Consider the following 13,040-nt stretch of genomic DNA (forward strand, 5'->3'; position numbering starts at 1 on the left):
TGTAGCCCGGATGAGCGGAGCGCTATCCAGGGCCTTGCTGATGACTCCCCGCATCTCGCTTCGCTCATGCGGGCTACGCGTCAGAGTTTGGATTGCACGATGAAATGACAAACGAAGAGACTGACGACCCAAACCGACAATCCCCTTTCCATGCCATCCGCGCGATCGATTACACCGTCATCTTCGTGCGCGACATGGCGGCGATGCGGCGCTTCTATGAGGACGTTCTTGCCTTCCCGCTGCTGCGCGAGCTGTCGCCGAACTGGATCGAGTACGGCATCGGCAGCAACACGCTGGCGCTGGCACGGCCGGGCCGCACTTCTGCCGATGCGCCGATCCCGGCGGGCAGCGCCTCGCTGCAACTGGCGTTCAGGGTGTCCGCAGCCGAGGTCGATGCATGCGCCGACGAGCTGGTGCGGCAGGGCGTTGCGCTGCTATCGCCGCCGACGAACCAGTCCTTCGGCCACCGCACGCTGTTCTTCCGCGATCCCGATGGCAATCTGCTCGAGATCTATGCGGAGATCTGAGCGGTCCGAAAAGTTCCACGTGGATTCCGCGAAGTCTTCACGCCGAGGTGAAACTTAGGCCCAGTTCCGGCTTTCACTTTGCGGGAGAGGCTACGCGAGCTTGCGCGCTGCAGCGGTTGCCTTGTCGCCCGTGTTCGGGGTGCCGGTCGGCTCGATCAGCATCAGGTGAACCTCCTCGCGCGCCACCGGGCGATGCTCGACGCCTTTGGGCACGACATAGAGCTCGCCCGGACCGAGCGTCACGGTGCGGTCCCGCAACTCGATATCGAGCCGGCCTTTCAGGACCAGAAAGAAATCGTCGGTGTCGTCATGCTTGTGCCAGGTGAACTCGCCCTTCAACTTCACCACCATCACGTCGCAATCGTTGAAGGTCGTGACCGTGCGCGGCGACCAATAGTCCTGGAAGGTCGCGAGCTTGTCGGCAAGCGATATGCTACCTGTCATGTTTCACCCGTTGCTCTCTGGTGGGGCACGATTTGGATTGCGAGGCGGGCGCGACAACACCGTCATTGCCGGTCGATCTTGCTGCCGCCGCGTATTCGGAGATCTCGGCGCAACCGGCTATTTGACGCTCCCGGTTAGCATGGCCTGCGCCCAATCGGGGCGGTTGTTGGCGAGCGCGCGCGCCGATGCGGCGTCCCAATCATATTCGAGGGCCAGGAGCTCGACCTGCCAGCGTTTGTCTCTCTTCGTGAGTATCGCGTAGCGGGCATGAGGCGAGCGGTGCTCGAGGTTTGCGGCGATGGGAAGGTCCGCGAAGACCGGGCAGCCAACGCTTCCCGGATTGAGGACCAGACGCTCCCCGGGACCCTGAACGACCGCCTGGCGGTGGCTATGACCGCACAGCACCACGCGTGCCGCCGGTTCGCTCGCGAGGCGTGCCTCCAGGACGTCCCGGCGCGCCGGCACAAAGCGGCCGTCGTCGAGCGATTCCTCCAGCAGGCACGTCGTGTCGTTCTCGGGCGTGCCATGGCAGGCCAGGATTCCGTCGTCCAGCCGTAGCTGGGAGGGCAGGCTGTGCAGCGCACGACGCTGCTCCGCGGTCAATGCGTTGCGGGCGAACAGGCCTGCCGGCGAGAGCTTGTCGTCCGGAAACTCCTCGATCCAGCGGTCATGGTTTCCGCGCACGGTCGGCAACGACAGCGATTGCAGGGCTTCGAACGTCTCTTTCGGCCACAACGGGCTGGTGACGCAATCGCCGAGGTTCACGATACGATCGGCGCCACGCGCCTTGATGTCGGCCAGCACCGCCTCCAGCGCCGCAAGGTTGCCGTGGATATCGGAAATGACCGCCAATCGCATCGTTGTGCTCTCCACCGCTTTGGGTCCGACCTCGGCCCAGTCGCCGCCAGATCCGGTTGCGCCGATGTTAATCAAGGTCGCCGCAAAAATCCGCTGCAACCTTCAGGCGCGGCTCTCTCCGCCAAGCCATGCATGATAGGCATGGTGATTCCCGCGCGCTTGGCGTAAAGAGCGCCCAGATCAAATCCAGCGTGCGGCCGGGCCGTTTGCCGCGCACGCGAGCTCAGGCCCGCCGGTTCACCGTTTGCGCGCCTGAATTAACCAAGGTTCTCCATCCCGTGTCTTTTCCGGCCCTGACCCCGCCGCTCGCCCGCGCTTTGGCCGAGCGGAACTATGATTCTCCGACCCCCGTCCAGCTCGCCGTGCTCGCGGACGAAGCCGCCGATCGCGACCTCCTGGTTTCGGCCCAGACCGGCTCCGGCAAGACCCTCGCTTATGGCCTCGCCATGGCCAGGGACCTGCTCGGCGATGCCGAGCAGTTCGGATCCGCGGCCGCACCGCTCGCCCTGATCGTGGCGCCGACCCGCGAGCTCGCGATGCAGGTTCAGCGCGAGCTCGCCTGGCTCTATGGGCATACGGGCGGGCGCGTGGTCTCCTGCGTCGGCGGCATGGATCCGCGCCGCGAGCAGCGCGAGCTTGCGGCCGGCGCCCATATCGTCGTCGGCACGCCGGGCCGGCTCTGCGACCATTTGCGCCGCGGGCGTCTCGATATCTCCGAATTGAAGGCGGTCGTCCTCGACGAGGCCGATGAGATGCTCAATCTCGGCTTTCGCGAGGACATGGAATTCATCCTCGAGACCACGCCGGATACGCGCCGCACCCTGATGTTCTCGGCGACGTTCCCGCGCGGCATCGTCGCGCTGGCCAAGCAATACCAGCACCAGGCGTTCCGGATCGAGGTCGCCGGCGACGAAGGCGGCCATGCCGACATCGAGTACCGCGCGATCCGGATCGCGCCTGCCGACGTCGAGCATGCCGTCGTCAACGTGCTGCGCTTCTTCGAGGCGCCGAGCGCGCTGGTGTTTTGCAGCACGCGCGATGCGGTCAGGCATTTGCAGGCGGCGCTGCTGGAGCGCGGCTTTTCCGTCGTCGCCCTCTCGGGCGAATTGACCCAGAACGAGCGGACCCTGGCGCTGCAGTCGCTGCGCGACGGACGCGCCCGCGTTTGCGTCGCGACCGACGTCGCCGCCCGCGGCATCGATCTGCCGAGCCTCGACCTCGTCATTCACGCCGACCTGCCCAACGATGCCGAGGTGATGCAGCATCGCTCGGGCCGCACCGGGCGCGCCGGCCGAAAGGGGACGAGCGTCCTGCTGGTGCCGCCCGCCCGCCGGCGGCGCGCGGAGCTGCTGCTCAATCTCGCAGGGGTGGACGCGGTCTGGGGCACGGCGCCGCAGGCGGACGAAATCCGCAAGCTCGATCACGAGCGCATGAAGGACGTGTTGTTCACCGAGGAAACGACGGCTGACGATCTGGCGCTGGCGCAGGCGTTGTTGGCCGAGCGGTCGGCCGAGGATATCGCCGCCGCACTGGCGCGGCTCTATCGCGCGCGGCTGCCGTCGCCCGAGGACATCATCGATCCCGGCGAGCGGAGCGGTCGGCCGCGTGACGAGCGCGGCCGCGACAGATTTCAAGGCGAAGGCGGGGACGATCGTGCCGCCAGGCCGCGAGCGAAGTCCGGAAAAGCGTCGTCGAAGCACGGCATGGCCGACGGCAGCGTCTGGTTCCGCGCCGCGATCGGGCGGCGCAAGAACGCGGAAGCGCGCTGGCTGCTGCCGATGATCTGCCGCCGCGGCGGCATCGACAAGCGCGACATCGGCGCCATCAAGATCATGGACACCACGACCGAGTTCGAGATCTCGGCGCGGGCCGCGGAGTCCTTCGCGGCCAAGATCAAGCGTCCGGACAAGGAAGACAGCATCCGTATCGAGCCGATGGCGGACGCGCCTCAACGACAGGCACCGCCGGAGGAACGGTCACACGCGCCGGCTCGCGAGAGAGCCGATGGCGATCATCGCGAACGCCGCGACGAGCGACCGCGTGAGGCACGTGAATTCAAGCCGCGCGGCAAACCGTCCGGCGAGCGCGGACCGAGATTCGACGATGCGCCGCCTTTTGGAAAGAAGAAGCATCGCGACAAGCAGGCCCGCGCGGAGCCGTCGGTGACGCCCTGGTCGGTGAAGGGCGCACCGGGAAAGAAGACGAAGAAGAAAAAGCAGCGCGGCTGAATCGCCGCCGTTCACGACAGACGACGATGATGCCGCCGGATTGCACCGGCGACATCATCTGAAAAGGCAGGCGCGGGCTCAGCGGCCTCCGCCGCCACCACCACCACCTCCTCCGCCACCACCGCCGGCGTCGCGCATCGACGAGCTGTAGCGGGGATCGATCTGCTTCATGTAGATGGGTGAGGTGTCGCGATGGATGACGGTGGTGGGTTTTCTGCCCACGTTCGGCGTCTCGATCAGGAAGCCGCAGCCTTCAAAGAAGGCGGTGTCGCAGCCATAGGTCCGGTACTGCTTCGCGGTGGCGCTGGTCGCGGTGAGCGCGGCAATCCCAACGCATGCAAGCAAAGCGACTTTCGTCAATGTGAGCTTCATGGATATTCTCCAGCCTCGGTTCGGCGAGACCGAAGGGCTCGCACACACACCTTCGACGGCGGCTGACCTGACTCGGTTCGAGGAGGCAGTTTCACGCCCGCGTGAGCCCGGGACGGTCGGGGAGGGATGTTACGTCGCAGCGAGGTCGCGCAACATATAGGTCGCGCCTTCTCCGTAGGAGGCCAGCTTCGCGTGCAGCGCATCCGCCGCCACGGCACGGAAGCCGAGACGTTCCCACAACGGCCGCGTTGCGTAGACCGAGACCAGTGCGAGCGTCGCGATGCCGGTTGCGTGCGCCAGCTCCGCGATCCCGGTCACATAGGCGCGCGTAACGCCGCCGCGCTGATCCGGCAGCACGGCAATATCGTGCACGTAGAGACAGTCTGCATCTTCGGGGAGTCGTTCCAGGAAACGATCGAGCGGCGGGATCTGATGCTGCTTCCAGGGATGCGCGAGCCCGTAGCCGGCGATCTCATCGCCGGCGACAAGCACGCGGCATCCGTCGGGAGAGAGCCGCATCTTCTCCGCGAACACCTCGGAGCGTTCCGGAAAATCAGGATGGATCCGCGCCGCGATGGCGCTGATCGCGGGCAAATCGGAGGTGTGTGCGGGACGCCAGTGCGGCTTGCTCATGTTCTTCGTCGTTCTGTCTCGGTTGGTCCAGTTTATTCCGCTGCATTGACGCGCGCAGCGAAAAATATCTTTCTGACATCCGAGGAATACGAGGCCGCGTCCGGCGTCCTACCCCATGCAAGCCAATTGCATGACAGGAGACATCATGACGTCCTCGATCCGCCTTGCGCTCGCGCTCGCACTATCGCTCGCGATCGTTCCCGCCGCCTTCGCCGCACCGCCGACCAAGACCGGCAAGACCGACAAGGGCAACGTGCTGACCGATGCCAAGGGCATGACGCTCTACACCTTCGACAAGGATGCGGACGGCAAGTCGGCCTGCAACGGTCCGTGCGCGACCAACTGGCCGGTGTTGAAGGCCGAGGCCAGCGATGCCGCCGGCGACGGCTACACCATCATCACCCGCGACGACGGCTCGAAGCAGTGGGCCTACAAGGGCAAGCCGCTCTACACTTTCGCCAAGGACCAGAAGCCCGGCGACATCACCGGCGACGGCTTCCTGAACGGCGCCTGGCACCTGGCGATGCCGTAACGGCGCTCTGTGCATCGGCTGTCGCAGGCGACGGTCGATGCGTGCCGTGCGGCTATCTCGGATATTCCAGCTGCATCGCGACGAAGTCGGCGGTGCGTGACCCGTAGCGAGCGTCGATGGCGCGCAAGGTCTGGTCCAGCGCTCGCGCCGGCGGCAGCTCGACGGCGGCCGGCGCCGTCTGCCGTGCCGGCCAGTCGGCCACGGCCGTGTCGGGCAGGATGCGGACACCGCCGCGACTCGTCTGCGCCTCTGCCGTCGCCGCGAATGTGAGGGCACGCGAGCGATAGGTGCGCGACCACGCATCGGCGACAAGCGCGAGCGACACCTCGTCGATATCAGGCGTCAGGGCGATGCCGAGTTGCTCGCGGTTCCAGAATGCGAGCGTGTTGGCGATCGCCGTCAGCGCGAACGGGCGGGTGAACTGGAACGCCTCGCTGCGGTGGCGCGCATCCCACCCCGCGAGACCGACCTCGCGGGCGACCGCCTCCGCCTTGGCGCGGCCGGCGATGGCCTCGACCAGGGTCAGGGCCATCGGCATCGATGCGGTGATGCCGGTCGTCGTCGCAACGCCGCGGTCGACCACCAGCCGGCGGTCCGCGACGTAGCGGATCGCGGCATGCTTTTGCAGATCGCGCACGGAATACCAGTGCGTGGTGGCCTTCCGGCCGTCGAGCAGCCCGGTGTTGGCGACGACCTTGGCACCGACGCAGACGCCGATGATGGTCGCGCCTTTGCCGGCCTGGCTTCTGATCCACTGCAAGGCCAGCGCATCGTCTTCGCGGCTCAACGCGGGCACGATGACGTAATCGGCGCCGTCGGGATGCGCGGCATCGAACTCGGCGATGGTCGCATGCGGCTGCACTTTCAGCGCGGGATAGAGCGCGACGGGGCCGGGCTGCGTCGCCAATGTGAGCACGTCGGCGACGTCGGCGCGCGCGAGAATGCCGTATGGCATCAGATAGTCGGTCGTCTCGGTCATGTCGTTGATGCCGACGATGGCGATCAGCGGGCGTTTGCGCTTCGGCGGTTTCAACGCCGCAAGCGTGGCCTCGGTCTCGTCCCTGGATATCGCGGGCGCGGTTCCCGGAGCCGGCGAGCCGGGCAGCAGGACCAGCCAGGTCACGCCGATCGCCGCCAGCAGCGCCACGAAGCCGAGCGCGCTCCATGCCAGAATTCGCCAGCTCATGCGATGTCACCCGACGATCGTTACCTCACGCGAGGCGGAAATTATCCGTTCGCAGCACGATCAGGAATGACGCAGATCCCGCAAAAACGGTCGCGGTGTACCAGCGCAATCAATTGTCACCGAGTGGGGCTATCTCAGCCCTTCATACACCATCAGCCCGCGTGCGATCTGCAGCTTCCGGATCGCGCGCGGCAACAGTTTCTCCGGCTGGTGCAGATAGCGCCAGGAGGTGAGGGTGAAGGCTGAAAGCGCGCCGCATTCGTCGTCGAACGGCGCGAGCACGCCGGTCACGCTCACTGGCGTATGCGGGCGGGCGTTGAAGGGCAGCAGCAACAGCTCGAGATAGGCCTTGCTGCCGTCCGCGCGCGCGGCCGTGACGCCGGCGATCGCACCCAACGCCTCGTCGGCGACGATGGTCGTGATCTCCTCGATCTCGCCGCGGCTCGCATCGTCGAACAGCGCCGCAAAGCTCGTGTCCTTGAGGTCGCGCCCCGCCAGCGCGCAGACGCGCGTGCCGGCGACGCGGAACGGGAAGCCGAGGTTCGGCTCGCACGAGAGCACGAAGATGTCGCCGAGCAGGCCGCGGACCGCGGCCGGATCGATGTCGGCCCGGTCAGGGGCCCGTGCGGCGCCGCGCTTGTCGTCCCAATACGCGAAGAACGCGCGGCTCGACGGATGTTTCATGTCTGAACGCTTACCCCGGGGTGCAACCTCGAAGGGACAGACCTGTCCCGCTTCAGTGCACCCGCGATCCCTTGTGTTGTTGTGCAGGAGGGGATTTGCAGCGTCCATGCCGCAGGCGCGTTTTCGCCTGCCTTACGCCCGCCTTTGCGTCGTTAACGTTAAGTTAACTATGCGCTTTGCGTCGGCATCGGCGCTGTTATGGTGATCCCAGTCGCAAGCCCCGCCGCTTTCTCCAGGTTCTCGGCGAGGTCTGTACACAGGGCGTCAAACAGTTTGGCCACGGGCCGGGGAGGGGTGGGGATACACCTTCATTCCGGGCATCGGAAGGCCGACACGGACAGGCAGGGCTTTCCCAGGGCCTTTCTTATTCTTCTAAGTCGTTATCGATACTATCAGATTTCTCGATTTGGAAAACATCTTTGTTGCTGTTTTCCAAATCTTGATCTGTTCTCGCCCGCTGTGCCCACAGGAAAATGATCTTGTTTTCCTGGTCCACGTGCCGCGTGTAGTGCGCTCCCATGCGGGTGTCGCGGTCGCCGAGAGCCGCTGCCACCTGGTCGTCATTGGCGCCGGTCAGCCGCTTGATCTCAGCCGCGAAGGTGACGCGCAGGCCGTGCTCGGTGAGTCCGGGCTCAACCAGTCCATCAGCCGCCAGCTTGCGCAGGAAGTTGCTCGACGCCTTCTGGAGCTTGTACGGCGTCGCCCACGGCTTGCCCTTGCGCAGCGCGATCGGGCCAGTCGCCTTCACCGGCCGGATCGATTCCAGATAGGCTTGCAGCTCGGGCGAGGCCGGCAGCCAGTGCGGCTCCGAGTTCTTCTTGTGGCGCATCCGGAAGCACATGCCGAACCGCTTGTCCGGCTGGTAGTTCTCCCAAGTCACGGCTACGATGCTTTGGCTGCGATAGCCGAGATGCCGCGCCAGCATATAAGCGGTCTTCAGCTCGAGGCGGGCCTTCGCCATCACCGTCTGCCACTCCTCCGGCCGCCACTCGCGGTTGGCTTCCGGGTTGGACTTGGACGCGCGCTTGATGCCGAGCGCCGGGTTGATCTTCATCCAGCCTCGCTGCACCGCGAGCGCGAACATGGACGACAGCGCCGTCACCATCTTGTCGGCAAAGGCCGGCCACTTCTCGCGGACGCACTTGTCGCGTACCCCGTAGATGTCGGCGGTCGTCAGGTCCTCAAGCGGGAAATCATACTCGGGCTCCAGGTACTTGAGCCGGTCGCTGTATTCGTCCTGCGTGGTCTTGCTAAGATCCTTGAACTCGTTCGACTTCAGGAACCATTCCACCAGCCAGCCCAGGCTCTGCTCTGGATAGGTCCGCTTGCGGCGGCGCACATTGTAGGCGCCAATCATGTCCGGCTGCGCCAGGCGCTTCCGCAGCGCCTCGGGCGAGCCTTCGAAGCCGCGCAACAGCGCGTGTCCTGTCGCCCGGACATAGACGTAATATTTGCCGCGAGCGCGGGCGATCTTAAGCCCCTCTAGCCGCACCTTGACCACCTAGTCTCTCCCCGAACCGTCGTCCTGATGGGGAAGATTGCTTATTCGGGTCGAGGGCAGAAAGCCAGCCGTCGAGGCTGGATCTCAACCATCGGTTCCCGCGTGTGGATTCCGTGAGGCTGATAGGCTTAACCGGACAGGCGTTCTTGAACGTCACGACGGACAGCCCGCAATACTCGGCCGCCTCCGCAAGGTTCAATGCCGCCGGCCATCTCTCGTTCATGACTGACTTGCCTCAGTATCCTTAGTGACTTGTCGGTCTGCCGGAGGGAGGGCGCGATACGTCCAATTCCATAGGCCGTATCCAGGGCCGGAAATGTAACGTCCTTTCCGCTCCACGTATTCAAGCCAGCGGCAATCGAAATCCGAGACGCGCGTTGGCCACCAAGCGAAATACCTGTGCCAATCCTGCTTCTCTCGATGCCGAGTTTCCCAAGATTTCCCGCAGTTTAATTTCATCTATCGCCCCTCCCGCGGTGATCCCACATCAACCGTGTGGCCCAGCTTCGTGAGGTGCGCCCACTCTGGGTCTCGCTTGCGAAGTATCCCTAATTCACGCAGCCGTGGGATCGCGGTGCGATAATGAGGCTTCAGCCAATCAACTGGCATAGGGCCGTCGCAGCTTCTGAGCATTGTCAGCACCTTCTTTTCGGCGGCGGAAAGGATCACTTCGATGCTCCTTTGACAGCACGGTTGAACGCCTCCAGGATTCGCCCGTTCAGCGCGACGGCCTCGCCCGCCTGTTTGACGGCCCTGTCGGTCAATGCTGACTGATTTTGCAGATGCACCACAAAGGCGTCGAACAGACATTTGACGCACCAGGCGAATGCGATGCCCATCAAGCACATCGCAACGACTGCGATTTGCAGTTCACTCATGGGGTGGCTCCGTGACCTGGGGAGTGTGGGTATCAGCCCCGGCACAAGCCGGCGTCACCGACGGCTCACTCTCAGCTTGCTGAGCAGCTTTAAAAACCGGGGCTGATTTCTGAAAGGGAGCCATCACAGCTTGTCCATCCAGGTGGACGCCGCTGGTTTGCGAAGAGATTTAGGCGGCTTGCGAGGCTCAGGCCAAGTCAGCCGGCATTTGTCGCATCGCATGTGCTCCCAATCCATCGACGCCCAAACTCGATATCGATTGCGGCGATGAAAAATTGCGCACCATAGGCTCTTAAACATCGGACGGGCTCCGGTGGTTGTGCGAAGGATGTGGGCCATCCCCGGCCTCGAGCTGCGGGCGCGGCACCGCCGAACCGGCCGAGGTCGTGTGAGGACAGCCGAACCGGCTGCATAGATGCAAACCAATTTCAGGCGATGTCGGAACGTGCTTCCAGAGACAGCCCATAGGGTCTAGGCAATCGGCCGGGCGCGTTTTCGCCGGCATCGGGACTGTCTGCGGTAAGCTGGCGATATAACCCTCGATCGCGTCTTCGATCATCGCTTCTTCATGCGCGGTCGGGCGGTAGGAACCGCCGCCGTCCATCTCGAAGCGATAGTTCGCAATGTAGTCACGCACACTTCCAGTGGATGACCGTTCGTTGGCTTGGCTAAGATCGAAGATCCTCTCTATAAGACGCAGAGCATCTTCTCGTGTGCGGATCGCTCCTACAGCTTCGACAATCTGTTCGTGTGTCACTCTCTTAATCCCTGTTGTTGATTCTCCTTCGCGGGTGTTCCAGCCCTCGATGAGTTCTTCTTCGTCTCTGCAGGCCCCTGGCATGGTGACCAAGCACGCCGGGCAATTGATCGAACCGTATCGATAAAACTCGTTCGGCTTGTTCAACGAGATCCGGCTCTCGCCACAGAATGGGCATCCCAAAAGCGTCTTCTCCTTCAAAGGGCTCGCGCGACCGGAGTTCATCGGCAGCACCCCCAAATACGCAGAGACCCGTTGCCATCATCTCCAAGCATCACTGCGCCAACGGCGAACAGGCCCATCACTGCGCAAACCAAAACTAGTCTTCCCATCTCCTCCGCTCCCCTATGAATGTTCGATATCGTGAGCGCAGCCGAGACCGCATCCGCCATTGCAGTTGGGATATGACGAGCACCGAGCCCCGTGGAACGTGGCGGCGGGCGCTTTCTGCGGTTGAGCGCTCATGCGCTCCCTGAGCCGGTGAAACGCGCCTTCGATATCGCTCGATGTGATGGAGCCGGTATCCGGTATCAGGCTATGAAGATATGACTCCTCCTCATCCAGCGCGGCAGCGGCGCAAGAGCCGACCTTTCCGTCATGAAGGCCGATTGCATAGCCCCTGAGGTATTCGTTGGTTTGAGGTTCCTTGGCATTGTGGGCAGCTCGCACGAAGGTCCTGATCGCATTGGACAGACACTTGCAGGTCTCGTCGTCGCTATCCGCAACCAAATCGATTGGTGTATTTTGGAAGGCCAGCCACGCCTTGCGAAAAGCCTCCTCGTTTAGGCCGGCGTTCATCGCATCGGCACGTTCGATTTCGACCGGCGACACATTGGTGGTCTCGGCAGAGGAGCGAGCAAGCGTGGCGAACTCGCCCTCGTCCTTGTCGTAAAGCCCTTTAGCCGCAAGGATGTTGAGCAAAGTCTGCTCTAGATCGCAGTCGTAGTCCTCAGATCCATCGCCAGCCACCCAGCCTTCGGCGCCGATGGTTTTTGAAAGTAGGTCAACGACGTGCTGGACGCCCCGGTTGAACATCGGGTCATCGCGCATCGTATTGTCGTCGGTGGTGGCAGCGGAACAGTTCTGATGCTCAGTCATCGTTTGCCCCTAGCTCAAAAAGATCAGGATCGGCGCGCAGAACCAAAGCCACTTCGCGTCGTCCATGTAGAACGTCATCGCGATCCCGAACGGGATGCTGGCGGCAAGCGCGACCACCAAGGCGTTCATTCCGCATTTGATCAACGTGTCGCGTGTCATGTGGATGCCTGTTTGTGGAGAGACAGTTCTGCGGTGCCGCTCCTCGGGCCGGCGGTGTTGGGCTTGCCAGCCGGAGAGAAGTCCTTCTTGGACGGGTCGCACTTCTCGTAGACCGCGCCGCAGCCGTAGCGCAGGGCTCGCCAGAGGATTTGATCGCACCAGGCGCAAGTGTGGCTCTTGAGCCAGCTTTCGCTCCGGCCACTGATCGCCTCGGCTTCCTTCCGTGTCATTTTCGGTTCGCTCATGGAGTGGCCCGTTCAGGAGAGGAGAACGTGGGACGGGGCCTAGGCCGCCGTCTTGCTCACATCGATTTGCGGAATCATTTGCTCGGCAACAAATCGGCCGACGTGCGCAGCCACCACCTTCTTGGCCTGTTCCGAGACCTGATTTGCGGCGGTCTTGGTCGCGACCTCCAGCTCAGTCGTAACGAACTTGCTGATGATCCAATCGAGGCGCGTAACCTTGCCGTAGGAGCGATCCGGGCGGCCATCACGGTCAACGTGCTCAGCAAGATAGCCAGCCACCTTGTCTGGGATCTGATCCGAAATCGTCATTGGGGTGCCACTGACCTTCTCGCCCCAAGAATTGGTTCGCGGGCGCGGCTCGGTCAGGTACTTCAGGATCGACTCTTCCGCGAGTTTACCGACGACCGATTGCAGGCGCTCTTCCACGATCTCGCGAATGTTTTCCTCGATGATCGTCTCGATCTTTCGAGAAATCTCCTGCCTGACACCCGCCATACAGGCGGCCTCGATACGTTCCATGGCGTATTGGTTGATCTCGACCTTTATGCCGTCTCCGGTCGGCTTGGCGCTGTCCATCATTTCCTCCGCTTCGGGTTCATATTCGTCATAGTCGCGCATAAAATTCCCCTTTGTTTGTAGTGGTTCAGAGCACTGGCGATGAGAGCGCGGAGGGGCGGTAGGCTTGCATCTCGTTTTCTGCCTCGCAGACTGCGAGGTAGAAGTGAGTGCAGTCCGACCTCTCGCCCAGGTCTTGGTTGGACCTCATTGCGGCGAAGTCTTTCGCATGTGAGAAATATTGAAACTTGGCGATGATCTCGCCTGAACCATCAGGCCAAACGCGGAAGACAATTGCTCCGTTAGTGAAATTCTTCATGCCTTAGCCCCCTATGATGCGAAATATGGTTCGACCAACCTGCAGCCGCAGAGCCAAACGCAAT

General features: G+C 63.2%; 18 protein-coding genes. 4 read left to right on the forward strand and 14 right to left on the reverse strand.

Annotated features, from left to right (window positions below; genetic code table 11):
• The first annotated feature begins 104 nt into the window (after positions 1 to 104).
• Positions 105 to 527, forward strand: coding sequence for a VOC family protein (locus D6B98_RS15650; protein ID WP_126257883.1), 423 nt, complete (start codon positions 105 to 107; stop codon positions 525 to 527).
• A gap of 90 nt (positions 528 to 617) precedes the next feature.
• On the opposite strand, the gene D6B98_RS15655 is transcribed toward D6B98_RS15650, so the two are convergent.
• Together D6B98_RS15655 and D6B98_RS15660 are read right to left on the reverse strand one after the other, a co-directional pair.
• Complete coding sequence (locus tag D6B98_RS15655; RefSeq protein ID WP_126257884.1) at positions 618 to 971, reverse strand: cupin domain-containing protein; 354 nt, start codon at positions 969 to 971, stop codon at positions 618 to 620.
• Between the two features lie 117 nt (positions 972 to 1,088).
• A complete protein-coding gene (locus tag D6B98_RS15660) occupies positions 1,089 to 1,829 on the reverse strand; it encodes a metallophosphoesterase family protein (protein ID WP_126258290.1) in 741 nt (246 codons plus the stop codon).
• Between D6B98_RS15660 and D6B98_RS39890 the strand changes: the two genes are divergently transcribed.
• Both D6B98_RS39890 and D6B98_RS15665 read left to right on the forward strand, forming a co-directional pair.
• A complete protein-coding gene (locus D6B98_RS39890; RefSeq protein ID WP_164718635.1) occupies positions 1,813 to 1,965 on the forward strand; it encodes a hypothetical protein in 153 nt (50 codons plus the stop codon). The two genes, D6B98_RS15660 and D6B98_RS39890, sit on opposite strands and share 17 nt — an antisense overlap.
• 142 nt (positions 1,966 to 2,107) lie before the next feature.
• Positions 2,108 to 4,057, forward strand: a complete 1,950-nt coding sequence (locus tag D6B98_RS15665; protein ID WP_126257885.1) for a DEAD/DEAH box helicase — start codon at positions 2,108 to 2,110, stop codon at positions 4,055 to 4,057.
• A gap of 78 nt (positions 4,058 to 4,135) precedes the next feature.
• Here the strand turns inward: D6B98_RS15665 and D6B98_RS15670 are convergent, their stop codons facing one another.
• Positions 4,136 to 4,429 (reverse strand): hypothetical protein, encoded by a 294-nt coding sequence (locus tag D6B98_RS15670; RefSeq protein WP_126257886.1) that lies wholly within the window; start codon positions 4,427 to 4,429, stop codon positions 4,136 to 4,138.
• Positions 4,430 to 4,558: 129 nt separating this feature from the next.
• A complete protein-coding gene (locus D6B98_RS15675) occupies positions 4,559 to 5,062 on the reverse strand; it encodes a GNAT family N-acetyltransferase (protein WP_126257887.1) in 504 nt (167 codons plus the stop codon).
• A gap of 145 nt (positions 5,063 to 5,207) precedes the next feature.
• On the opposite strand from D6B98_RS15675, the gene D6B98_RS15680 reads away from it, so the two are divergent.
• Positions 5,208 to 5,594: a COG4315 family predicted lipoprotein gene (locus D6B98_RS15680; protein WP_205680488.1), complete on the forward strand. Its 387-nt coding sequence runs from the start codon at positions 5,208 to 5,210 to the stop codon at positions 5,592 to 5,594.
• A gap of 52 nt (positions 5,595 to 5,646) precedes the next feature.
• Here the strand turns inward: D6B98_RS15680 and D6B98_RS15685 are convergent, their stop codons facing one another.
• From D6B98_RS15685 to D6B98_RS15730, 10 genes are all read right to left on the reverse strand, one after another.
• On the reverse strand, positions 5,647 to 6,780 hold the full coding sequence (locus D6B98_RS15685; RefSeq protein WP_126257888.1) for a DJ-1/PfpI family protein: 1,134 nt from the start codon (positions 6,778 to 6,780) through the stop codon (positions 5,647 to 5,649).
• 129 nt (positions 6,781 to 6,909) lie between these two features.
• A complete protein-coding gene (locus D6B98_RS15690) occupies positions 6,910 to 7,464 on the reverse strand; it encodes a PAS domain-containing protein (protein ID WP_126257889.1) in 555 nt (184 codons plus the stop codon).
• Between the two features lie 364 nt (positions 7,465 to 7,828).
• Positions 7,829 to 8,965 carry a tyrosine-type recombinase/integrase gene (locus D6B98_RS15695; RefSeq protein ID WP_126257890.1) on the reverse strand — a complete coding sequence of 379 codons (1,137 nt, stop codon included), beginning with the start codon at positions 8,963 to 8,965 and terminating at the stop codon, positions 7,829 to 7,831.
• 665 nt (positions 8,966 to 9,630) lie between these two features.
• Positions 9,631 to 9,843 carry a hypothetical protein gene (locus D6B98_RS15705; protein WP_126257892.1) on the reverse strand — a complete coding sequence of 71 codons (213 nt, stop codon included), beginning with the start codon at positions 9,841 to 9,843 and terminating at the stop codon, positions 9,631 to 9,633.
• Positions 9,844 to 10,135: 292 nt separating this feature from the next.
• Positions 10,136 to 10,747: a hypothetical protein gene (locus D6B98_RS15710; RefSeq protein ID WP_126257893.1), complete on the reverse strand. Its 612-nt coding sequence runs from the start codon at positions 10,745 to 10,747 to the stop codon at positions 10,136 to 10,138.
• 198 nt (positions 10,748 to 10,945) lie between these two features.
• Positions 10,946 to 11,698, reverse strand: coding sequence for a hypothetical protein (locus D6B98_RS15715; protein ID WP_126257894.1), 753 nt, complete (start codon positions 11,696 to 11,698; stop codon positions 10,946 to 10,948).
• A 9-nt stretch (positions 11,699 to 11,707) separates the two neighbouring features.
• A complete protein-coding gene (locus D6B98_RS39895) occupies positions 11,708 to 11,857 on the reverse strand; it encodes a hypothetical protein (protein WP_164718641.1) in 150 nt (49 codons plus the stop codon).
• Positions 11,854 to 12,102 (reverse strand): hypothetical protein, encoded by a 249-nt coding sequence (locus D6B98_RS15720; protein ID WP_126257895.1) that lies wholly within the window; start codon positions 12,100 to 12,102, stop codon positions 11,854 to 11,856. Before D6B98_RS15720 ends, D6B98_RS39895 begins: the two co-directional genes overlap by 4 nt.
• Before the next feature lie 39 nt (positions 12,103 to 12,141).
• The gene (locus D6B98_RS15725; RefSeq protein WP_126257896.1) at positions 12,142 to 12,720 is read right to left on the reverse strand and encodes a hypothetical protein; all 579 of its coding nucleotides are present in this window, start codon (positions 12,718 to 12,720) and stop codon (positions 12,142 to 12,144) included.
• Positions 12,721 to 12,745: 25 nt separating this feature from the next.
• Complete coding sequence (locus D6B98_RS15730; protein WP_126257897.1) at positions 12,746 to 12,976, reverse strand: hypothetical protein; 231 nt, start codon at positions 12,974 to 12,976, stop codon at positions 12,746 to 12,748.
• Positions 12,977 to 13,040 lie beyond the last annotated feature (64 nt).

Origin of the sequence: Bradyrhizobium sp. LVM 105 (genome assembly GCF_003957705.1) — a bacterium.
Classification (GTDB): Bacteria; Pseudomonadota; Alphaproteobacteria; order Rhizobiales; family Xanthobacteraceae; genus Bradyrhizobium; species Bradyrhizobium frederickii.